The sequence below is a fragment of the Phyllobacterium sp. 628 genome (assembly GCF_014189505.1).
In the GTDB taxonomy this organism is placed as follows: Bacteria; Pseudomonadota; Alphaproteobacteria; order Rhizobiales; family Rhizobiaceae; genus Phyllobacterium.
This window is the reverse complement of sequence record NZ_CP050301.1, coordinates 3,570,844-3,592,189: the sequence shown is the minus strand read 5'-3', so window position 1 is coordinate 3,592,189 and position 21,346 is coordinate 3,570,844. Positions and strand designations below refer to the sequence as shown.

General features: G+C 56.1%; 22 protein-coding genes. 7 read left to right on the top strand and 15 right to left on the bottom strand.

Features of this window, described 5'->3' with window-relative positions:
* Nucleotides 1-119: 119 nt before the first annotated feature.
* Complete coding sequence (locus HB779_RS19260; protein WP_188343839.1) at nucleotides 120-431, top strand: hypothetical protein; 312 nt, start codon at nucleotides 120-122, stop codon at nucleotides 429-431.
* Nucleotides 432-538: 107 nt separating this feature from the next.
* On the top strand, nucleotides 539-1,186 hold the full coding sequence (locus tag HB779_RS19255) for an MBL fold metallo-hydrolase (RefSeq protein WP_188343838.1): 648 nt from the start codon (nucleotides 539-541) through the stop codon (nucleotides 1,184-1,186).
* Between the two features lie 59 nt (nucleotides 1,187-1,245).
* On the opposite strand, the gene HB779_RS19250 is transcribed toward HB779_RS19255, so the two are convergent.
* The 4 genes from HB779_RS19250 to HB779_RS19235 form a co-directional block, all read right to left on the bottom strand.
* Nucleotides 1,246-1,707, bottom strand: coding sequence for a BA14K family protein (locus HB779_RS19250; protein ID WP_188343837.1), 462 nt, complete (start codon nucleotides 1,705-1,707; stop codon nucleotides 1,246-1,248).
* A 356-nt stretch (nucleotides 1,708-2,063) separates the two neighbouring features.
* Nucleotides 2,064-2,279 (bottom strand): cold-shock protein, encoded by a 216-nt coding sequence (locus HB779_RS19245; RefSeq protein ID WP_091877989.1) that lies wholly within the window; start codon nucleotides 2,277-2,279, stop codon nucleotides 2,064-2,066.
* Between the two features lie 414 nt (nucleotides 2,280-2,693).
* Nucleotides 2,694-3,560: a lytic transglycosylase domain-containing protein gene (locus HB779_RS19240; protein WP_188343836.1), complete on the bottom strand. Its 867-nt coding sequence runs from the start codon at nucleotides 3,558-3,560 to the stop codon at nucleotides 2,694-2,696.
* 118 nt (nucleotides 3,561-3,678) lie between these two features.
* Nucleotides 3,679-4,602 (bottom strand): lipid kinase, encoded by a 924-nt coding sequence (locus HB779_RS19235; protein WP_188343835.1) that lies wholly within the window; start codon nucleotides 4,600-4,602, stop codon nucleotides 3,679-3,681.
* A 150-nt stretch (nucleotides 4,603-4,752) separates the two neighbouring features.
* On the opposite strand from HB779_RS19235, the gene HB779_RS19230 reads away from it, so the two are divergent.
* Entirely contained in the window at nucleotides 4,753-5,460 is a 708-nt protein-coding gene (locus tag HB779_RS19230; RefSeq protein WP_188343834.1) for an HAD family hydrolase, read from the top strand.
* Here HB779_RS19230 and HB779_RS19225 read toward each other — a convergent pair whose 3' ends face one another.
* Entirely contained in the window at nucleotides 5,461-6,972 is a 1,512-nt protein-coding gene (locus tag HB779_RS19225) for an ATP-binding protein (protein ID WP_188343833.1), read from the bottom strand. It lies immediately after the preceding gene.
* A gap of 71 nt (nucleotides 6,973-7,043) precedes the next feature.
* Nucleotides 7,044-8,108 carry an NAD(P)-dependent oxidoreductase gene (locus tag HB779_RS19220; protein ID WP_188343832.1) on the bottom strand — a complete coding sequence of 355 codons (1,065 nt, stop codon included), beginning with the start codon at nucleotides 8,106-8,108 and terminating at the stop codon, nucleotides 7,044-7,046.
* Nucleotides 8,109-8,269: 161 nt separating this feature from the next.
* Between HB779_RS19220 and HB779_RS19215 the strand changes: the two genes are divergently transcribed.
* Entirely contained in the window at nucleotides 8,270-8,656 is a 387-nt protein-coding gene (locus tag HB779_RS19215; RefSeq protein ID WP_244642425.1) for a TetR/AcrR family transcriptional regulator, read from the top strand.
* A 349-nt stretch (nucleotides 8,657-9,005) separates the two neighbouring features.
* Here HB779_RS19215 and HB779_RS19210 read toward each other — a convergent pair whose 3' ends face one another.
* Nucleotides 9,006-9,896 carry an alpha/beta fold hydrolase gene (locus HB779_RS19210; protein WP_188343831.1) on the bottom strand — a complete coding sequence of 297 codons (891 nt, stop codon included), beginning with the start codon at nucleotides 9,894-9,896 and terminating at the stop codon, nucleotides 9,006-9,008.
* 123 nt (nucleotides 9,897-10,019) lie between these two features.
* Here HB779_RS19210 and HB779_RS19205 point away from each other — a divergent pair, with 123 nt between their 5' ends.
* Nucleotides 10,020-10,577, top strand: a complete 558-nt coding sequence (locus tag HB779_RS19205) for an ABATE domain-containing protein (RefSeq protein WP_188343830.1) — start codon at nucleotides 10,020-10,022, stop codon at nucleotides 10,575-10,577.
* Between the two features lie 78 nt (nucleotides 10,578-10,655).
* Here the strand turns inward: HB779_RS19205 and HB779_RS19200 are convergent, their stop codons facing one another.
* Nucleotides 10,656-11,960: an MFS transporter gene (locus HB779_RS19200; RefSeq protein WP_188343829.1), complete on the bottom strand. Its 1,305-nt coding sequence runs from the start codon at nucleotides 11,958-11,960 to the stop codon at nucleotides 10,656-10,658.
* A gap of 139 nt (nucleotides 11,961-12,099) precedes the next feature.
* Here HB779_RS19200 and HB779_RS19195 point away from each other — a divergent pair, with 139 nt between their 5' ends.
* Nucleotides 12,100-12,678: a TetR/AcrR family transcriptional regulator gene (locus HB779_RS19195; RefSeq protein WP_188343828.1), complete on the top strand. Its 579-nt coding sequence runs from the start codon at nucleotides 12,100-12,102 to the stop codon at nucleotides 12,676-12,678.
* Between the two features lie 316 nt (nucleotides 12,679-12,994).
* Here HB779_RS19195 and uvrB read toward each other — a convergent pair whose 3' ends face one another.
* The 5 genes from uvrB to HB779_RS19170 form a co-directional block, all read right to left on the bottom strand.
* Entirely contained in the window at nucleotides 12,995-15,814 is a 2,820-nt protein-coding gene (gene uvrB / locus HB779_RS19190; protein ID WP_188343827.1) for an excinuclease ABC subunit UvrB, read from the bottom strand.
* 135 nt (nucleotides 15,815-15,949) lie between these two features.
* Entirely contained in the window at nucleotides 15,950-16,849 is a 900-nt protein-coding gene (locus tag HB779_RS19185; protein ID WP_188343826.1) for an HNH endonuclease, read from the bottom strand.
* 130 nt (nucleotides 16,850-16,979) lie between these two features.
* Complete coding sequence (locus HB779_RS19180; RefSeq protein ID WP_188343825.1) at nucleotides 16,980-17,237, bottom strand: SemiSWEET family sugar transporter; 258 nt, start codon at nucleotides 17,235-17,237, stop codon at nucleotides 16,980-16,982.
* Between the two features lie 140 nt (nucleotides 17,238-17,377).
* Nucleotides 17,378-18,547 (bottom strand): alpha/beta hydrolase, encoded by a 1,170-nt coding sequence (locus HB779_RS19175; RefSeq protein WP_188343824.1) that lies wholly within the window; start codon nucleotides 18,545-18,547, stop codon nucleotides 17,378-17,380.
* Nucleotides 18,548-18,688: 141 nt separating this feature from the next.
* Nucleotides 18,689-19,885, bottom strand: coding sequence for a mandelate racemase/muconate lactonizing enzyme family protein (locus HB779_RS19170; protein WP_188343823.1), 1,197 nt, complete (start codon nucleotides 19,883-19,885; stop codon nucleotides 18,689-18,691).
* Nucleotides 19,886-20,112: 227 nt separating this feature from the next.
* Between HB779_RS19170 and HB779_RS19165 the strand changes: the two genes are divergently transcribed.
* Complete coding sequence (locus HB779_RS19165; protein WP_244642703.1) at nucleotides 20,113-20,457, top strand: acyl-CoA thioesterase; 345 nt, start codon at nucleotides 20,113-20,115, stop codon at nucleotides 20,455-20,457.
* Here HB779_RS19165 and HB779_RS19160 read toward each other — a convergent pair.
* Both HB779_RS19160 and HB779_RS19155 read right to left on the bottom strand, forming a co-directional pair.
* A complete protein-coding gene (locus HB779_RS19160; protein ID WP_188343822.1) occupies nucleotides 20,454-20,876 on the bottom strand; it encodes a VOC family protein in 423 nt (140 codons plus the stop codon). The two genes, HB779_RS19165 and HB779_RS19160, sit on opposite strands and share 4 nt — an antisense overlap.
* An 82-nt stretch (nucleotides 20,877-20,958) precedes the next feature.
* Nucleotides 20,959-21,279, bottom strand: coding sequence for a DUF1330 domain-containing protein (locus HB779_RS19155; RefSeq protein ID WP_188343821.1), 321 nt, complete (start codon nucleotides 21,277-21,279; stop codon nucleotides 20,959-20,961).
* Between the last annotated feature and the right edge of the window lie 67 nt (nucleotides 21,280-21,346).

Below are 21,346 nucleotides of genomic sequence, written 5' to 3'. Positions count from 1 at the left end.
AAACAATCGGTTGATACCTCTTTATTGAGGTGTCAACTGGTTTGACATTGCCTAAAACTTAGTCAACATGCCAATGGTCAGGCATGAGTCTGGCGCGAAACGTTGACGGGGTGTCAATTATGGGTGCGCTTCTTCCTCTTATCATCCAACTTATATCAGGGGCTGTCGGCGGCAATATTGTCGGCGGTATTCTAAAAAACCTGACACTAGGCCCTACCGGCAATACAATTGCTGGCGGTGTTGGTGGACTAGTAGGTGGTTTCTTGTTGCCATATCTTGGCGCTACTGGCGCTACAGCTGTAACAGACGCGGTAAACTCATCAGGACTCGATATCGGTACGATCATCTCCAACGTTGCCGGTGGCGGTGTTGGCGGTCTCATCCTTACAGCGATTGTTGGTGCGATCAAAAACGCGCTGGCAAAGACCTGATCTGGACCTGATACACATGATTTCGAGGGCGGTCCCATTGGCCGCCCTTTTTATTTGGGTTAAAGCCTTATCCATATCACGTGACGAAAGCATAAGGTTTGAGTGAAATGGGACAATTGCAGGCCGGTATTATCCCCGTTACGGCCTTTCAGCAGAACTGCACAATCCTCTTTGACAGCGATGACAAGCACGGTGTGCTGATTGATCCCGGTGGGGACAATGAGCAGGTGCTCGGCGCAATCCGCACGAACGGCATCACCATTGATGCGATCTGGATTACACATGGCCATATCGACCATGCAGCCGGCGCCATGGATATGAAAGAGGCGCTTGGTGTCGATATTATCGGCCCGCATGAGGCTGATAAATTCCTGCTCGACAGCTTGGAAGCCAAGGCCGCGCAATATGGCATTGAAGGAAGTGGTGTTCGCAATTGTACGCCTGACCGCTGGTTGAAGGACGGCGATACGGTTTCCTTTGGCTCACATGTCTTTGAGGTCCTGCATTGTCCGGGCCATGCGCCGGGGCATGTGGTCTATTATAACCGCGCAGCCAAATTCGCGCATGTGGGTGATGTGTTGTTCAATGGCTCGGTCGGACGAACAGATTTACCCGGCGGCGATCACGAGACGCTTATGAACTCGATCAAAAACAAGCTTTTGCCGCTTGGTGACGATATCGGGTTCATCTGCGGGCATGGCCCGGGTGGCCGTTTCGGTGAAGAGCGCCGCACCAATCCGTTTCTCGAGGAATAAGGAAAAGGCCGCCGGATTACTCCGGCGGCCTTTTGAATTTGCAGATTGATCTCTGAAGATCAGTTGACGGTGCAGAAGTAGTCGCGTCCATCATAGCCACGGAATGTACCCGTGCCTGGATTGAACGAACGGTAGCGGTCAGCACAATAACGGTACCATCCCGGTGACCAGGGACGGGCGCCGCCATAATAGGCTGGCCGTACTTCGCGATAAACGCGAACCGGGGCGCGATAAACGGGGCGATCATCATAGTCGCGATAGATCACCTCGGGTTCGCGTGGCTGGGCCAATGCGCCGCCGATCAGAGCACCGGCAGCCAGACCAATGGCGCCTGCGGCCAGAGCGTCACCGCCGCCGCGCCGATGGTGGCGATAGTAGCCGCGATCGCCGCGATAACCGTCGTAATAGCCACCATGCCGGCGCCAGCCCCAGTCATCAGCCGATGCCGATGTAGCGAGTGGAACGGCAATCGTCGCAAAAGCGGCCGTTGCGAGAATGGCAATTTTCATACCTTTAATCATTTGTGCCTCCTTTGAAGCATCCTTGGCGAAACTTTATCGAACCGCCTGATCGTGTTGGGCTGGACTTTCAAGTGGGGGCGCCAGCCGTGAATGTAAATTTAAACTTCCCAGAATGAATGCAACCTGAACGAAACATATGCGGTTTCGTTCCCGCCATTCCGGCAAGAGACATCCACATTACAATATAAAATATCAGCAAATCAAAGGCAGGACGCAAGCGTAAGCGCGTCGGAAGGCGGTCATTTCAGGAAAAACGCCGCACAATATGGCAAAGTTGCGGAGAAGCGGCCTTTCAGGCAGCCGGTTCGTTTCGTATCGCCATGGAGAAACCCCCGATTTTGGCCGGGGGTTCTTGCTTATTCCGAAACCGTGATGTTGACGGCTTTCGGGCCCTTGCCGCGGCGGTCTGGCTCGGTATCGAAGGAAACCTTCTGATTGTCTGCGAGACCTGTGAGGCCAGATGCCTGGACTGCGGAAATATGGACAAAAATGTCCGCCGCGCCATCATCCGGTTTGATAAAGCCAAAGCCTTTTTCACTGTTGAAGAATTTGACCGTACCGGTCTGTGCCATGCTCCGTTCCTTTTCCTTACTTACCGCGTTCCCCTCCGGGTTTGCGGGATTGGTAGTACCGTCTTTTGTAAAATACATCCGACGGAAATCATGCAGGCAGTTCTCGAATTCAGGAAAGGAGCCGATCATTGCCGGGATTTCTCCCGACCCGGTATTCTTGCGGTTCCGGCGCGCCGTTCTTCCAGTCTTCCAGTGTTCGCAGATGCCCGAACGCATTGAGACTGCTAGAATAAGTGTTTTTTGGCAAGCAAAAGTTTTTCTATCATTTAGGCGACTATATCGAACAGCTGTGCAGCCGACATACTTGCCTGCGCAAATTTATTGCCGGACGCTCGTGTATTGGTTGTGTCAGACACTGCATATCGCGCCCGTCAGTTGTCCGAATCCGAGTAAAACTGTCCAAATGGTCAAATATCAACGGTTGCGCAGCACAATACATGCGCCGCCAGCGCCGTGCAGCTGGGCGCAGATGGTATTGGCTTCGCCGCGTGTATCGGCACCGATGCGTACCGCGTAGATGCCGCGCCGGCCCATGGGCGTGCGATAGCGGCTGATGACGGGCTCATGCTGGTTCAAAATAGCCGGAAAAGCCCGCCGCAGCCGTTCCATTTGATTGACGGCAGCAGAACGGCGGAAATTACCGGCAATCTGAATGCCCCAAGGTTTGGGCTTGATCTGGGCCATGGAAATGGTCGCCGAACGAATGATTGGCAGTTCGCGGCAGGCAGCGTCGAAACTCAGTTTGGCATTGAGCGGCGCTGCGGAAATCTCGGCTCCAGCGGCAAAGTCATCGGCGGGACGCCCCGTAATATCAAGGACATAGTCCTCGGTTTCGAGTGGCAGAAAGCCGCCACTCGACATCCATTTGGAGACACGGGTTGGACCGGCATTGTAGGCGGCCGCAGCCAATCCCCAATTGCCAAAGGCGGTGCGCAGGTCTTTGAGCAGCGCGGCAGAAGCGGGCAAGGCTTTGGCAAAATCGAACGGGTCGTCGAGTTGCCGCTCCTTGGCGGTGCCCGGCATAAACTGGGCGATGCCCTGAGCGCCAACGGGACTTAGTGCCTGATCATCGAACCGGCTTTCCTTCCAGATCAGCCGGGCGAAGAAGTCGCGGGGCACACCGTGGCCGTCGGCCTGGGTGGCGATGGCAGCGCAGATCTGGCTGATTGTTGGTGCAGGCGGTTTGACTGGAACGGAAACTGACGGGTTGTCAGCCGCCAGGGCTGGGGAGGCCAGCGCAAGGAATGATGCAATCAGACCGATCTTCCCCAACCAGTTCACTCAAGCCTCATTTTCCATTTTTGATACTGCGTGAGTAGCATAAAGCGCGCGGGAATTTTGCAGGAAAGTTATGCGGAAAATGGTGAATTCTCTGATTTCAGAGTCCGGCATCCGGAGCTCAGGTCGCTGCTTGGGCCGAACTTTTTACAGCGGCTGGCTTCGGCGCAAACACAGTAATCGCCTTTTCGCGGATACGAAAATGCGCTGGTGTCCACGTGGTGAGATCGCCGTCCGTATTTACGGCGCGAGGCTTATTGGTTTTGATGGTGACTTCCGTCGTCTGAAAGGCCCGCACATCATCCCATCGCCCCTGCGTTCCCTTGCGCAGGCTGGGCAAAAGACCCAGCAATCGCCACCAGTGATCTACTTCAAGGCTGTAGAAGTCGAGCCGCCCGTCGTCGGCAGTGGCGGTTTCCTCCACAGTCATGCCGCCGCCATAATGACGCCCATTGCCGACTGAAACCTGCATTGTCTTGATCTTTTCCACCGCGCCATCATGCTCGACATAGGCGGTGAACAGGCGCGAACGTGCCAGAAGCCGCGCTGCAACGATGGCATAGCCGAGCTTGCCCCACCGCTTTTTGGCTTTTTCGGTGAGCTCTGCTGCCAGTTCGGCGCTGAAGCCGATGCTGGCAACGTTGAAGAACAGGTTGCCGTTGACTTCACCCAGATCGATTGGTCGCGGCTTCGTTGAGAGGATCAATTCGGCGGCTTTGAGGGGAAGGGGCGGAATACCGATAGTGCGGGCAAAATCATTGGCGGTTCCCAAGGGCAGCACGCCGAGCGGTAGACCCGTCTCGACGAGGCCAGCCGCTGCCGAATTCAATGTACCGTCGCCGCCGCCGATAATCACGAGATCGCATTGGTCCTTCATGCGGCGGATCACGTCAGAAATGGATTCGTCCTTTGCCGGAGCCGCATCGACAAGGGTCAATCCGCCATTTTCGAGCACGCTGCGGATGGGATTGATTGGCTTTTTGCCGCTGCGCGCGTTGGGATTGACAATGAAGAGGGCGCGTTTCGGCTTTTTGGCTGCGGTCAATGCATCAGTACTCCGGGTTGTTCGTCCGCCGCAGGTGGGGTTCCGTTTGTGGCGAAACAAGACAAGCACGCATAACAGCGGGTGGATTTTGCCCGAAGGCGGAGTTACACAGGTCGCGACATCTGTTCAGCAAGCCATGAGTTCAGAGACATGCCAGATAAATCCTCCCTTACAACAATCGGTTTTGATGCAGACGATACTCTTTGGGAAAATGAACAGTTCTTCCGCCTTTCGGAAAAGCATTTCGAGGCGCTCCTTGCCCCTTATACGGATGTGCCTGACCTTTCCGACCGGCTCCTCGAAGTTGAAAAGCGCAATCTCGATCTTTACGGATTCGGCATCAAGGGATTTACACTGTCGCTGATCGAGACGGCGCTGGAAGTTACGAATGGCGATATACCATCAACCGTTCTTGGCGAGATTCTCGCGGCCGGCCGCGAAATGCTGACCCATCCCATCGAAACGTTGCCGCATGTACAGCAGACGCTGGAACAACTGGCAGACCGGTATCGGCTGGTGCTGATCACCAAGGGTGACCTGTTCGACCAGGAGCGCAAGCTGGCGCAATCCGGTCTTGGTGATTTCTTCGATGCGGTGGAAATCGTCAGCAACAAGGACAAGGCAACGTATGAGCGTATTTTCAGCCGTCATGGTGATGGCCCGGCGCAGAGCATGATGATCGGCAATTCGCTGAAATCTGATGTGGTTCCGGCGATCCAGGCTGGCGGGTGGGGCGTCTATATCCCGCACGGTTTGACATGGGTGTTCGAGCACGTGGATGCGCCTGTTGCCGAGCCGCGTTTCCGGGAGATCAAACATCTAGGCGAGCTGGCAGGGTTGCTGGCGGATATCGACTGACTATTCAGCAGCTTCCTGCGCGCCGTCGTCTGGCCCATTGGGATCACCGGCTGTTGTCTCACAGCCAAGGTCGGGGAAGGCAACCACGCGGTTGCCGGCAAAATCCGTACGCACGACAACCAATCCCTGTTCTTCGAAATAGGTCAGCAGCCGCCGCGCGCGGCGGGCAGAATGGGTGCCATAAGCGCGCGCCAGCGTTGCATCTGACGGGCATGGATTTCCGGTAACAGCCGCCTGCGCCACGATGAAGAACACGCCTTGCACATCGTCCGGCAGGCTCTTGGAAAGTTCGAGTGCCTGTTGCCACGGCTCGCTTTGCGCTGTCTCGCCATCGATGCCTGCACGGGCGACCGCGAGCTTGCGGCGGAAAGCGGGAAGCGACAGTGCTTCGCCTGGCACCCGCCGGATACGGCAGCGCACCAGAAAATCCTGATAGAGAACCGCATCCGTGCGGAAACCGGCATCGGGATCGCCGAGAATTTCCTGCATCACGCCGTCAATCAGACCATTGCGCTCGGCCTGATCGATTTCCGGAAACAATGACATCGCCGGAGCCTCTGCCTCGGACATTGTTTTGGCCTGGGTCAACTGCGCCAGAATATCTGCGGTCGGGGTTGGTTGCGGTGGCGGCGGCGTGCGGCGAACGACAGGGCGGCGTTCTTCTGGTGCGGGCGTAAAAATCAGATCGCGCGCATCATCCGCCTGTTGCGGCAGCGGTGTCAGCTTCGGGCTGGACGAGCGGGCGGATGTTTCCACAGCGCCGATTGTGACCGGCAGGGGACGGCGCGACAGGGCAGGTCCCAGCGCCACGAAATGCCCGCGCGCCAGATCGCGAAACTGTTCAGCCTGCCGCCGGTCCATACCAAGAAGATCAGAGGCGCGGGCCATATCAATATCGAGGAACGTACGACCCATCAGGAAGTTGGAAGCTTCAGCCGCAACGTTCTTGGCCAGTTTGGCGAGCCGCTGTGTGGCGATCACGCCTGCCAAGCCGCGTTTGCGGCCACGGCACATCAGGTTGGTCATGGCACCGAGCGATAGCTTGCGTGCCTCATCCGAGACTTCGCCCGCAACCGCTGGGGCAAAGAGCTGGGCTTCATCCACCACAACAAGCATCGGATACCAGTAATCGCGCTCCGCATCGAAAAGGCCGCCAAGAAACGCTGCGGCGCAGCGCATCTGCTGCTCGACATCGAGACCCTCAAGGTCAAGCACCACGGAAACCCTGTGCTGGCGAATGCGCGCAGCAATACGTGTCAGTTCATTTTCCGTGCGGGCGCCGTCAACAATCACATGGCCGTATTTATCAGCGAGCGTAACGAAATCGCCTTCGGGATCAATCACGCATTGCTGCACCCATTGGGCGCTCTGTTCGAGCAGGCGGCGAAGCAGGTGAGATTTCCCGGAGCCGGAATTGCCCTGTACCAGCAGACGGGTTGCCAGAAGCTCTTCCAGATCGAGCATGGCTTTTGCGCCTGCGGGCGCCGCTCCCATGTCGATATCGACCTTCATTGCTTCTCCAGACAGGTGGGTGATTCCGCGCGAGGATAGCGCGCGCGGAACTCCTTAGCATCCCTTTTCGCTTATGCGCGAGTGATATGTCGCTTCTCCCCGGAAACCCACAGATGGTTTGTTGCATTGTCCTGTTTGAACACCGTACCGAACTCTTTCATCCGGCCAATCACATAGTCCGCGTCGATCAGTGTGTCGGGGAAATAGAGGCCTGGAGCGACCTTTTCGCCCCCGGCAAGGCCAAGCAGACGCTCGATTCCAAGCGCCACGAGCAGTGCTGTAAGCGGGGCCTGGCCCTGCGGGTGCACAATATCGAGACGGGTTTTTGCCGGTTCGCCGGATTTCAGTTCACCGCTGATTTCAATGATGATCTCAGTTGAGAAAGCTTCGCCGCGGCGACGGCTCGCCGATTCACCATAGACCAGATCAAAGCGAATGGATTTTGCATCGGTGGCCACACCAAGGCCAAGCACGTCAAGCGGAGAATAGGCGCTGGCTTCCGCCTCAACGCCATCGATATCGATAATGCGACGATTGATTTCCTCGTCCTTGATCCAATGCCATTTGCCATTCTTGAATATAAGCGGGTTGGGCGCGGACTGGGTAAGCCGCTCAAAGTCGGCAAAGGCTGCTGGCCCGCCCATATCCTGTTCGTCCAGCACAACGGCGATGGAGATGTCATCAATGCTGCGAAATTCTTTGGCCGCATGCAGGGCGGGAAAAAGCGCCGCGCCGGAAAGCCATGTGCTGGCCATAAGAATGGGCGAACTCCCGGGATTGCGAATGTAATATGCCATTTCGGGACCCACTTCGAACACGCCGCTGGAAACGCTCAGGTAGGGCAGTTTGTATGCCTGCGCATATTTCAGGCTGTTCAGCGTCGCGTCTTTCACAAACAGGACGAGGGCGCTGTAGGCCTCGGCATCAGGCAGACCGAGATCAGCGCGGTCGAGATCAATCACCACCGCCTCGGCATTGCCAATGGCTGCGGCAACGCTTTTTGCCTTGTCGATATCACGCCCGCCAATGGCTATGGGTAAATCTGGATGCAACCGGCGTAATGTCTGTGCCGCTTGGGCACCGACGATCCCTGATCCGCCGATGATCAGGACCGGGTTTTTGATGGCTGTAGACATGGTCAATCTCCTCTATAAAGCTAGGCAACAGCGATCCCGAAAGGCGATTCCTTCGAAGATCAAATTTACTACTATTAGTAAGTTACTAATGGTAATATGATGATGCGAGATTGCAAGTCAAGGGCTGCCATTGCTATTCTTGACGAAAAGGAAAATGCCGCATGAGCCACGCCACAGCGAAGAAAATGCCGAAAGCCCAGCGGCGGGATCAGCTTATGGAAACTGCGCTCGGCATCATCCGTGAGCAGGGTACCGATGCGTTGACGCTGGGTTATCTGGCGGAACGGGCCGGGGTCAGCAAGCCGATAGCCTATGAACATTTTGGCACGCGCGCTGGCCTGCTCATCGCGCTCTACCAGCAATTGGATCAACGGCAGGTTGATGACCTGCTCGTGGCACTTGAGCAATCCCCTAAGCAATTGAGCACAGCAGCCAAGGTTGTCAGCGAGGCCTACATGGCCTGCTATCGGCTGATCGGGCAGGAATGGCATGCGATTTCGGCCGCGCTCAAGGGCGATGAAGAAATGGAAGCGTTTCAAAGGGGCTGATCGACAGCTATGTCGATCTTTATTGCAAGGCGCTGGCACCCTATTCAGCATTATCAGCTGATGATCTGAGATTGCGCTGTGTCGGTATCATTGGTGCGGCGGAAGCCATCTCGCGGGATATGACCTGCGGTTGCGTGGACGAGCAAACCGCTTCGGCTGCATTGGGCTCGCTGATTTTGAGATGGGTGGCTGATTGAGCATTACAGGCTAAACCTTGATCCTATCGAAAACGAACCATGTCTAGCGCCGCTACTATTGTAGCTGACTTCTCCCTCCGTCATCTTCGGGTCAAGCCCGAGGATGACGGAGAGGGAGGTGCCGGTGTTCTCCCCACAGGGGAATAACGCGTTCAAGCAATTAGCGTCCGTTCAAGAAATTCCCGCATTAGCTCCGCCACTTCCTCGGCATGATCTTCCAGCAGGAAATGCCCGCCATTGAAAACATGCAATTCGGCTTCGGGCAGTTGCTTGGCATAGGCGTTGGCACCAGCAAGAGCGAAGAATGGATCATGCTTGCCCCATGTGATCAGCATGGGTGGTTGATGCTTGGTGAAATAGGCCTGAAAATGCGGGTACTGCTTGAGGTTTGACTGATAATCATAAAGCAGGTCGATCTGGGCGTCGGCAATTCCCGGACGGTCTAGGCCATCTTGTGCGTGCGTCCACGCATCGGGGTTGATTCTTGCGGGATCTTTGGCACCGAACAGGTATTGACCCCTCGTGTCCTCAATCACGAGATGGCGGCGCATAGCGGCTTCGGTTTCCGCATTGCGGTTGGCCCACAGGCGCCGCGCAGTATCAAAGCCCTCGGACAGGCCTTCTTCATGCGCCACGGCATTCTGCACGAAAATCGCCGTCACCCGTTCCGGATGGCGGGTAGCGAGGCGGAATCCGACCGGACCGCCAAAATCCTGCGAATACAGCGCGTAGCGCTTAAGGCCGAGCTTTTGTGTGAAAGCGTCTATGATGTCGGCCAGATGGTCGAATGTGTATGCAAACTCCTTGTTCGACGGTGCGTCGCTATAACCGGAGCCGGGATAATCGGGCGAAACCACGTGATAGCGATCGGCCAACAGCGGAATCAGATCGCGAAACATATGCGATGACGTGGGAAATCCGTGCAGAAGCAGAAGCGTCGGCGCATCTTGAGGCCCGGCCTCGCGGTAAAAAATGTTTAATCCTTCGACTTCCTGCATCCGGTAGCTGATCACTGGACGTGCATGTCCGTTCGACTTTGACATCACTTTGACTCCTGGCTTGATTGTCTTTCACCGTCTAAATTACATTTTGATGGTTACTCGCATAGAAGTAACTTGTCAAATCGTATTTTGATGGTTACTTCTTAAGAAATGGAAGGAAGCACCATGTCGTTCATTTTTTTGGGCAATGCCCTGTGGCTGGATTTCGTCAACACGCAGATTATCGATGGCGAGCTTGTTGATCTGCTCGCTGGCGGCGACGCCTTTATGGATTGGGCAAGGGCGACTGATCTTCCGACTGGCGAAAGCGGCGCGAAGGCGTTTGACACAGCATTGATCGAGACGAGATCGTTTCGTGCGCAGTTGCGCGAGGCAGCAAACGGTCTTGCTGCGGGAACGGCGCTCAATCCTGATTTCATCGCCGATATCAACCGGCGGATGGCGGAGCATCCCGTTGCGACCATTCTGGAAAATTCAGGCAGCGGATGGGCCACCCGCGCCAAGCCGGTGACCACAGGACCGGATCGCGTTCTGGCGGATATCGCCCATGATTTTGCCCGGTTCGTTGCCACTGAAGGGACGAATGTTCGAAAATGCAGCAATGAACGCTGTTGCGTCGTGTTTTATGACACGAGCAAAAACCACACGCGCCGCTGGTGCAGTATGGAAGCGTGCGGCAACCGGGCAAAAGCTGCCGGCCGCCGCGCGCGTATCGCTCAATAGTTTACTCTCGCTGTTCCAGCCGCAGACGCTTTGCTGCCTCGACCAGGTTGATCAAAGCAGGTTTCACCTCATCCCATTTCAGTGAGCCAGAGCCGGTTCGCCCACGGCACCATCCTTGCTCTTTTTGGCTATGGTCAATGCGAGAAGCGCTCCAATCAGGCAAAGGATACCGGCGGTAAAGAATGCGGGCAGGTAGCTGGCATATTCGGTGCGGGCAAAGCCGCCGCCATAGGCTGCCGATGCGGCACCAAGCTGGTGACCGGCGAAGATCCAGCCAAACACCATGCCCGCCTTTTCACGGCCGAAACGGTCGGTTGCCAATTTGACTGTCGGCGGCACGGTGGCAATCCAGTCGAGGCCATAGAACATGGCAAACAACGACAGGCCATAGATGGAGAAATTGCTGTAGGGCAGGAAGAGCAGCGACGCACCCCGCAGGCCATAATACCAGAACAGGAGCCAGCGATTGTCGACACGATCGGACAGCCAGCCGGAGCCGATCGTACCGAAGAAATCAAAGAAGCCCATCATTGCCAGCACACTCGCAGCGGTAACAGCGGCCAGACCATAATCACCGCAGAGCGAAACGAAATGTGTCTGAATCAGTCCGTTCGTGCTGGCGCCGCATATATAAAACGTAGCGAACAGAACCCAGAACGTGCTGCTGCGGGAAATTTCCCTGAGAACCTGCAACGGCATGAGGATCAGTGTCAGGAGTCCGCCTGTCACTGGCGCGGTATTTGTAACCTCATCCTCGCCATAGGCTGGCAGGCCAACATCGGAAGGCCGGTCGCGCATCAAGAGAAAAACAGCAATGGCGGCAATGATCAGCAGACCGCACACCATCATTGTTGCCGCGCGCCAGCCAAAGTTTTCGCTGATCCAGGCCATGAGCGGCATGAAGGCCAGCTGTCCGGTTGCCGAGCTTGCCGTCAGCATACCGAGCACCAGTCCGCGTCGGTTGGTAAACCACCGGGTGGCGACGGTCGCACCGAGGACCATGGCAGTCAGTCCGGTACCAAAGCCGATCACGACGCCCCAGAGCAGGATAAGTTGCCATACCTGCGTCATTGCCAGCGATACAAAGGAACCACCCGCAATCAATGCCAGCGCCACGCAAACAACCTTGCGCACGCCGAAATAGTTCATGAAAGCCGCAGCAAACGGGCCCATGAGGCCAAAGAGCAACAGGCGGATGGAAAAGGCGGTGGCAATCTGTTCGGTGGTCCAGCCGAACTCTTTTTCCAGCGGGACGATAAGAACGCCGGGCGCACCAACCGCTGCGGCGGTGACCAGCATGGTTAGGAAGGTAACGGCAACGACGACCCAGCCGTAGTGCACATTGCGCCGGGCGAGGGCGGCGGCGAGAGGAGAAGAAATCATGTTCGTTTTCCGTGTAGGGCGGTTGAGTGAATCCGCCTCAGGCTGGCCGATAAGTGATTTAGATGACGATCATCATATTTGACTATTGATGACGATCATCATATAAATTGTCAACTCAGTTTTTTTGAAGGGATGTTTCATGCGCGTGAGCAGGGAGCAGGCAGCAGAAAACCGCACACGGATTATCGACATTGCCGGTCAGCAGTTTCGTGAGAAGGGCTTTGACGGCATCGGCGTTGCCGATGTCATGAAGAGCGCCGGTCTCACCCATGGTGGGTTTTACGGACATTTTGAGTCGAAGGAAGATTTGATTGCCGAGGCCTGCGCTGCCGCCATGGCTGTGTCCGTGCGCAGATGGACCAGCCTCGCCCAAGAGTTTCCCGACGATACGCTGGCAGCCATCACGAAGTCCTATTTGAGCGGCGATTCGCATGGCGAAGGTAAAATGAGCGGTTGCATGATGGCGGCGCTGGCACCGGATGTTGCACGGCGCGGTGGTGCGGTGCGGTCACGGTTCACCGAGGGTACAAAGTCGCTTCTGGGTATTCTGGTGAATGCTGTGACTGCCCGCTCGAAAGCCCGTCAGCGTGAAAAAGCGATTGCGATCATGGCCGGTCTGGTGGGGACGGTTGTCCTTTCGCGGGCTGTGGATGACCCGGAATTTTCTGCCGAGATTAAACGGGTGGGGCAGCAGGTGTTTGGAGAGCAGGAGGGGTAAGTGTTTTCGTATGCCTCAGCTTTCCCACGCCTGTGCGGGCGGGAAGAGAGCTGTCAAGATACACAAGGTCTGTGGTGATTAGTGTTTCACCCCCCTCTGCCCTGTCGGGCATCTCCCCCACAAGGGGGGAGATCACTTCGACATCAAGAATCTTGCTCAATTTTCAACATTGAAGGTTGTCTGAAACAGCCATGAAGGCTGATCTCCCCCTTGTGGGGGAGATGCCCGACAGGGCAGAAGGGGGTGAAAACAATCAACCTATTGCTTTCAAATACAATCCTCGCAATCCTCACTCTCCCTCATGGTACGACCCGGATTACCGCCCGGGTCGTCCTGTCTTGCCGGGCCGGCGCTTCTTGCGGGCATCGTTCGAATCTTCATACGATCCGATACCGCTGCGCTCCCGCCTGATGATCGTCTCATCGTTGCGGTTGGTGGCGGTTGAAGTGGGTTTATCCGGCAGGATGCCCGGAACCGGCTTTTCCGTCCGGCCCACCGTCATCTCGTCCAGCGTATTCTTGCGGAACTTGCCCGCACCCAACGGCCGCGTGGTATCGCCGCCCATCTCATCCAGATGCGGTTTGCGGAACAGCGGCGAATTCGGATCGCTGTTCTCGTCCGTCACCACGCGATGCATGGCGCGTCCTGCATTGTGCCTGCCCTTGGTGCGGCCGCTGACAGGACTTTCCAGTTCGACTTCGCGCGCCATCGGATCATCGGATATGGCCAGTTCCGTCTCGCGCAGCCGCTTGATTTCGTCGCGCAGTCTCGCGGCGACTTCGAAGTCGAGATCGTCGGCAGCCACCCGCATCTGCTTCTCCAGATGTTCGAGATGCGACTTGAGATTGTTGCCCATCATCGCGCCGGATTCGGCAAAGCCCGAAATATCCGCACGCACGTGATCGCGTTCATAATGGCTGTTGAGAATATCGCCGATATTCTTCTTGATACTGGCAGGCGTGATGCCGTGTGCGGTGTTGTAGGCCTCCTGCTTTTCACGGCGGCGGCTGGTTTCCGCCATCGCCCGTTCCATCGAACCGGTGATGTGATCGGCATAGAGAATGACCTTGCCGTCAATGTTACGCGCGGCACGGCCAATTGTCTGGATCAGCGATGTTTCCGAACGCAGGAACCCTTCCTTGTCCGCATCGAGAATGGCAACGAAACCGCATTCCGGAATATCCAGACCCTCGCGCAGCAGGTTAATGCCGACGAGCACATCAAACGCCCCAAGGCGCAGATCACGCAGGATCTCAATGCGCTCCAGCGTGTCGATATCCGAGTGCATGTAGCGCACGCGAATGCCCTGCTCATGCAGGTATTCGGTGAGATCTTCCGCCATGCGCTTCGTGAGCACCGTTACCAATGTGCGGTAACCCTTGGCCGATGTCTCGCGAATTTCGCCCAGAACATCATCCACCTGCGATTTGGCCGGGCGGACCTCGACCGGCGGGTCGATCAGACCGGTGGGGCGAATAACCTGTTCGGCAAAGACGCCGCCGGATTCTTCCATTTCCCAGTTGCTGGGCGTGGCGGATACCGCAACGGTTTGCGGACGCATGGCGTCCCATTCCTCGAAACGCAACGGGCGGTTGTCGAGGCAGGATGGCAAGCGGAAGCCATATTCGGCCAGCGTTGCCTTGCGGCGGAAATCGCCCTTGTACATCGCGCCGATCTGCGGAACGGTGACGTGGCTCTCGTCGATGAACACCAGCGCATTGTCCGGGATATATTCGAACAATGTGGGTGGCGGCTCGCCCGGTTTGCGGCCGGTGAGATAGCGCGAATAGTTTTCGATACCCGCGCAGGAGCCGGTGGCCTCGAGCATTTCGAGATCAAAGGTACAACGCTGTTCAAGCCGCTGGGCTTCAAGCAAACGGCCAGCCTCATTCAATTCGACCAGACGATGCTTCAGCTCTTCCTTGATCGACTTGATCGCCTGATTGAGCGTCGGACGCGGTGTCACATAGTGCGAATTGGCGTAAATCTTGACCTGACTGAGATCACCGGTTTTCTGGCCGGTCAGCGGATCAAACTCAGTGATCGTCTCTATCTCGTCGCCGAACATGGAGATGCGCCAGGCGCGGTCCTCAAGGTGGGCCGGAAACAGTTCGATCGTGTCACCACGTACCCGGAATGAGCCACGGGTAAAATCCATATCGCGGCGTTTGTACTGCTGTGCCACGAGATCGGCGAGCAGCGCCCGCTGGTCCAGCTTGTCACCGATCTTCATTTCGAAGGTCATGGCGGTATAGGTTTCGACCGAGCCGATACCGTAAATGCAGGACACCGATGCAACGATGATCACGTCATCGCGTTCGAGCAGCGAGCGGGTGGCCGAGTGGCGCATCCGGTCAATCTGTTCGTTGATCGACGATTCCTTTTCGATGAACGTATCCGAGCGCGGCACATAGGCTTCCGGCTGGTAATAATCGTAGTAGGAAACGAAGTACTCGACGGCATTGTTGGGGAAGAATGATTTGAATTCCCCGTAAAGCTGTGCTGCCAGCGTCTTGTTTGGTGCGAGGATCAGCGCCGGACGCTGGGTCTCCTCGATAACCTTGGCCATCGTGAATGTTTTACCGGAACCGGTAACACCAAGCAGAACCTGCGTCTTGTCATTGTCGCTGATGCCGGAAACAAGATCGCGAATAGCCGTTGGTTGGTCGCCGGATGGTGTAAACTCGGTTTCCATCTGGATGGCGATGCCGCCTTCGGATTTCGAAGGCCGGGCGGGGCGGTGCGGCTGCCACGCCATACCATTCTTGAATAGCGGATTGCCGCTTTCAATAAGTGCGGAAAGAGCGGCCACGGTCGCGGTTGCCCCGCCGGCAGGCAAACTGCCGACATCTTCCAGCGCAATGTCCATACCCGCTACCGGATTGAGACCTGCAGCTGCACGGGTTTTCGGATCGTTCGATCCGCCGATGGAGGTGCCGCGCGAGGTCCGCGAACTGCTGGTTTCCTTCGCGGCAGTTTTCTTCGGTTTAGCGGGTTTGGGCTGTGCTTTGGCCGTTTCCTCGGAAATCTGCTTGGCCCAATCGCTGATCGAGCCGGAAAGCGGTGCGCCTTCCAGTTCAGACTGCGGCGCTTCGCCGAAACCGTCCGCGTTATATTTGTCAGGAGATTTAACCATAGGTTGAATATGGTGGGAGTCAGGCAAAATGGAAAGAGCCAAGTCAGGAAAAGTCACGTTTCGCGGCAGGCTACTGACATAAGGTTGTCAGGAGCCTTGTCAGCATGGCAGCTATCTAAACCGTCTTGATCAGCGTTAGCGCTGTACAAAAATATGCGCCCGATGATAGCGCAGAAACTCCGGGCGAGGCTGGAAATCACGATTCTTCGGTACAGAAATATACCCGGATTTATGAAAGAGGGCATCGAGACCCCGGGCGCCGGTGTGTCTGGATTTCAAAATCTTGTAATCCTCTCCGATAGAGACGAGGCCATTGTCAAACATCCAATGCACGGAACGTGACAGTGCAATGCCGTTGCGCACGGAGTCCGGTCCCGCATGCACCACCGGCATGATATGTGCGCATTCAATCTCGTGCCGTCCGTCCGCAGTTCGCAAGGAAACGCCAGTCATGGCGCATCGCAGTCCATAGGCATTGCTGACCACATGCCGGAAGATGCGGTCGCGCAAAGGCCGTGACAACAGGATGCGTGTCCTTTCAGCGGAAGCTGGCGGGTCTTCGGCAAAACCGGATCCCCGCTCTTCATCCGGTATCCGGTTCCAGATATGGCCGCCGACACCCGCCTCCAGGATGCGTTGGTAGTTCAAGTCGGAAATAGCCCGCACCTCCTGCTGAACGCGGGAGGAGTTCACCGAGCCGTCGCTGTCCTGCATGCCGTCTTCAAAATAGCGGCTGGTTCCCGAGGCAGGGTCGTGCATGCCCAGCGGAACGGCAACGCGAAATTCGATGAACTGGTCGAGCTCTGCACAGGAATAGCCCTGCCGCTCCGGAAAGATGCCGGTAATCCGCGCTGCTGCGAAATAGCCGCTGCGACGGAACAGAACCGAGCCGGGCGGTGGCTTCGGCTGATAATAAATGATCCAGTCGTTCAGATTATCCCGGACAATATCGAGAAATTTGTTGCGGAAGGGAAAGCGGCGTTCAAGCAGTTCGGATTGATAAGCATATGCCTTGACATGAAATACCGCTGCCATCCCGTCCTAGCCCACCTGTTCTGGAGAAAGTCGGGTTTAGAATGCCTGCTGGAATATCGAAGGAAAACCTATGTAGAATTGTATTTTTAGCCAGCTGTTTCAATCTGCAATGGCAGGACGGCGCGTAGTCTCAGCCGAAGCGCAGCTTAAGCCCAAGAATGGTCAGTATGAGCAACAGCGTAACGCCATTTGCCGCCATGACCGGCCATGAGCTGATCATGATGCCGTAGAACAGCCAGAGCAGAACCCCAAGTGCCAGAGATACGTTGCTGATGAGCGAAATACTGCCAGTATCCCGATGCCGAACGATCTTGATGATCTGCGGAACCCAGCACAGGGTGGTGATCAGGGCAGCCAGGCTGCCGACAAGCTCGATATGGAGTGGCACGGAGTGATCTTTCAGAAAAAGAGACGATTGATATATGAGCGGATTCTTCCAAAAAATACAGCGGAATCATGACGTAAGTGTTGAACGGCGATAAATATTTATGTCGCTTCGCAGTGTTCTCGTGTGTGCGAAGCGCGTTCTTAGCGGATAGCGCCCAGAAGCCTGGAAGGCAGATAAATCACAAGGGATGCAGCGCCTGTTATAACGGATGAACCGTCAGCCAGAACGGACTGTCCGGCGGGTGTCTCGTCGCCATCCAGAACCTTCTGGGACAGTTGGCCGCTGCGGACCATGCTCATCAATGTCGGTGAACTGGCGAATACCCCATGGGAGCCGCCATCAAGATCCGATGCATCGAGAACGACAACCCCAAGCTTTTGCAACATGGCAATGCTGGTGCCATCGCCGACACGCGGATGGCCGCCGGTGATGCGCCCCGAGAAATTCAAAGCGGTATCGGCACGGGAAACAAGAATAGTGAACGGTTTTGGAAGTTGGCCAATATCGGCGACCTGTCCCTGAAAGACGTCAACATCGATATCAGGCGCTGCAAGCATCACGCCTGAAAAACGTTTGAAGACATCGCGATGTCCGGTCTGCGCCAGTTTGCTCAAGGCCTCCATCACAACGAATGACCCCATGGAGTGGCCGACAAGCAGGATCTTCGTCGCCTTGGTGGCTGCGACAAGTTCAAGCAGTTCCGCTAGCCCGTCACGGCCATAGGTTGCACTGTCACGATCATAGACATAAAGCCCCAAAGAACCGGCCGAGGGCCAGGAATAATGTACTGCAACGGCGGGAAGGCCGTAATCGTAGGCAAACTGGGCCTGGCGGAAAACACTGTCGGCGAAATTGTTGTTGTAGCCGTGGACGAAGACAAAGATTTCGCGCTTGTCGGCCGGACGCTTGGCCAGTTCCGCGTTGATCTTCTCAACAAAGATTTGCTTGTTGTCATAGGGCTGGAACGCTGTCGCAGCAAAATCTCGTGCCGGATTGGGCTTGCTGCTGCTCTTTTCTACCTCACCGCTTTTGTGATTGGGTGGAATGCCGACATCAACCCGGGCAAAATTCACGGTTGGAGACCGTTTGGCCGAATAGGGCAGGGACAGATTGTCCGAACGCTCGCGGCTGGTCGCTACGAAAATCGGAATGACAGCCTTTGGACCGGTTTTGTCGTTGAGAACCGGTGCAGGAACCGCCGCATTGGCCTTGATGACACCTTGTTGGGTGAGGCCGAGAACAGCCCGGCCGCCGCAGCCTGTCAGAACAAGCATAACCAACAGGAATGCTGACAAGCGGGAAACGGTCATGATCGTACTCCGAAATGCACTTCGAGAGTTAGAACCAGTATTCCGCACATACCGCAACCGAAAAGCGCGTGTCAGGCCGGTTTCGTGATGCTGATGACTGGCCGGCGTGACAATTTTCCAACAATTGTTTGGGCTGTTTTATCAGACGATCAGTGGATCACGCCCCATGTTCAGGTGCAGTTCGTTGCCGTGATAGGCATGTGCTTCGGCGACCTCTTCGTTCAATTCCACACCTAGCCCCGGCGCCGTAGGCGGAATGATGTAACCGTTCTCCCATTCAAGCGGCTTGTTGAGAAGTTCGGCATGAAAACCGCCAAACGCTTGAATGCACTCAAGAATGAGGAAATTCGGGCTGCACGTGGAAAGCTGGATATTGGCAGCACCGACAATTGGACCACAATAGAGATGAGGGGCGATCTGCGCATGAAAGGTTTCGGCCATTCCGGCAATTTTCTTGGCTTCAAGAATGCCGCCGACACGGCCAAGGTTCATTTGCAGGATGTTTGCGGCGCGATTCACCAGCAAGCGCTGAAATTCGTATTTTGTCGTCAGGCGTTCACCGGCGGCAACCGGGATGGATGTGTGCTGCTGCACATAGGCCATATTTTCGGGCATGTCTGGTGGGACCGGTTCTTCCAGCCAGAGCGGATCGTAGGGCTCGAGCCGTTTTGCCAGCCGCACGGCGCTGGTGGGCGTCATCTGACCATGGGTGCCAAAGAGAAGATCGGCCTTGGAGCCAACAGCCTCGCGGACAAGACGAACGAATTTCTCACCAAGATCGAGTTGTTCAAGCGAAAGCTGGCGCGGATCAAACGATGTATAGGGCGCAACCGGATCGAATTTAACCGCTGTATATCCCTGTGCCACATATTCGGCGGCGCGTTCTGCCGATGCTTCGGCATTCCAGTAAATCGCCGAGGTCTCGCCCAGCTCGGGTTTCGGGTAGAGATAGGTATAGCTGCGCAGGCGATCATGCACCCTGCCGCCCAGCAGTTCATAAACCGGTTTGTCGGCCTCTTTGCCGATAATATCCCAGCAGGCCATTTCCAGCGCAGAGACTGCGCCCATGATGGTCACATCAGGGCGCTGGGTGAAGCCGCCGGAATAGGCGCGGCGGAAAAAGCGCTCGATATGATGCGGGTCTTCACCGATCAGCCAGCGTTCCGCGACGTCTTCGACCACCTTGCGCATGATCTGCGGACTGACTGTAGAATTGTAGGCTTCACCATAACCGACCACGCCGGAATCAGTGGTGAGCCGGACAAAGAGGAACCACGTGCCGCCAAACGATGGGGGCGGATTGCCCACCACAAAGGTTTTTACATCGGTGATTTTCATGGCTCACTCCGGTCATGCATTGTGTGGCCGAGCCTACGGGACGGCAGGGCTTGAGCAAAAACCGTGCAACGACCCCCTATGTCGGCTTTCCGACAGTTCTTGCACAGAAGCCCTTTCCATTCCCGTTGTTGCACTGCATCATGGCATTGAAATGCAATGGACTATGGAGACCGGAATTGACTGAAGAGACAAAACCAATCGGCGAACTGACGCTGCGCACGCTTGCCATGCCCGCCGATGCCAACGCGGCTGGCGATATTTTTGGCGGCTGGGTTATGGCGCAGATGGATTTGTCCTGTGGTATCCGGGCGGCAGAACGGGCGCGTGGCCGTGTCGTGACTGCGGCGGTAAAGGAAATGGCCTTCGCCAAGCCGGTGAAGATTGGTGATACTTTGTGCGTCTATACGCATATCGAACATGTGGGCCGCACGTCGATCACATTGAAAGTTGAAGCATGGGCCCAGCGCTATCTGTCAGACCTGATGGAGCGCGTTACCCATGCCGATTTTGTCATGGTGGCACTCGACAAGGACGGTAAGCCCACGCCAGTGCCACCGGAAACCAGGGTTTAAGCCTGGCTGCCAATCATATATTTGTCCCAGAACCCGGCTTCCGGCTCGATCTGTTCGACAATGTCGATCCAGAGGTCTGACGGGTCGTGAAAGCCGAAACGGCGCTGGCCAAAAGGCTCGTCTGTCAGCGGATACTCGATCTGAAGACCGAGTGCGGACAGCTTTTCGAAGGCCGCTTTTGCATCATCGACCTGTAGCTCAAAGCACATGCCTTTGCCGCCGAAGCTCTCCGGGCCGGGAGGCGCCGATGGATGATCGGGTGTCATGAAGGCAATGGAGGCTGATTGATCCTCCCCCGAAAGCCAGCAAAACCATGTGCTGTCAAACCCGCTGGTGAAACCCAGATAGCGGATCCAGAAATCGCGGCACGCTTCTTTTCGTTCGGTCACGATAATCGGATAGCGGTCGGTAAAACGCATGGTAAGCCTTTCCTGACGGTGATGTATGCACCCATTAGAAGGATAGGCGGCATCGATGACAAGGGCATTTTGTCAGGAGTGTTTACCCGAGCACATCGGTTGCCCTGTGATCCGCTGAAGTCCCATCGATCAAGAAAATCGCGCCTTCGGAATTATCTGACCGGAACGACAGGATGTCCTGATAGGCGGGTGATTGATACCAATCACGCACCTGTTCCAGGCCCGGAAATTCGATAATGATCAGATCACCAGCCCATTGACCTTCTTTGACCTCAGGCGATCCGCCGTGAATGATGAAGCGCCCGCCAAATGGCGCGAGCGTGGCATCGATTCCCTTGAGATAGGCAACAATACCGGGACCCATAGTGACCGCGCGCAGATGGCCGATTGCGTAGGCTGACATTTTTTATTCTCCCCAAGAAACTGAATTCTGAGAGATGATGCCAATACTAAAGTCCCATGGCGATTAC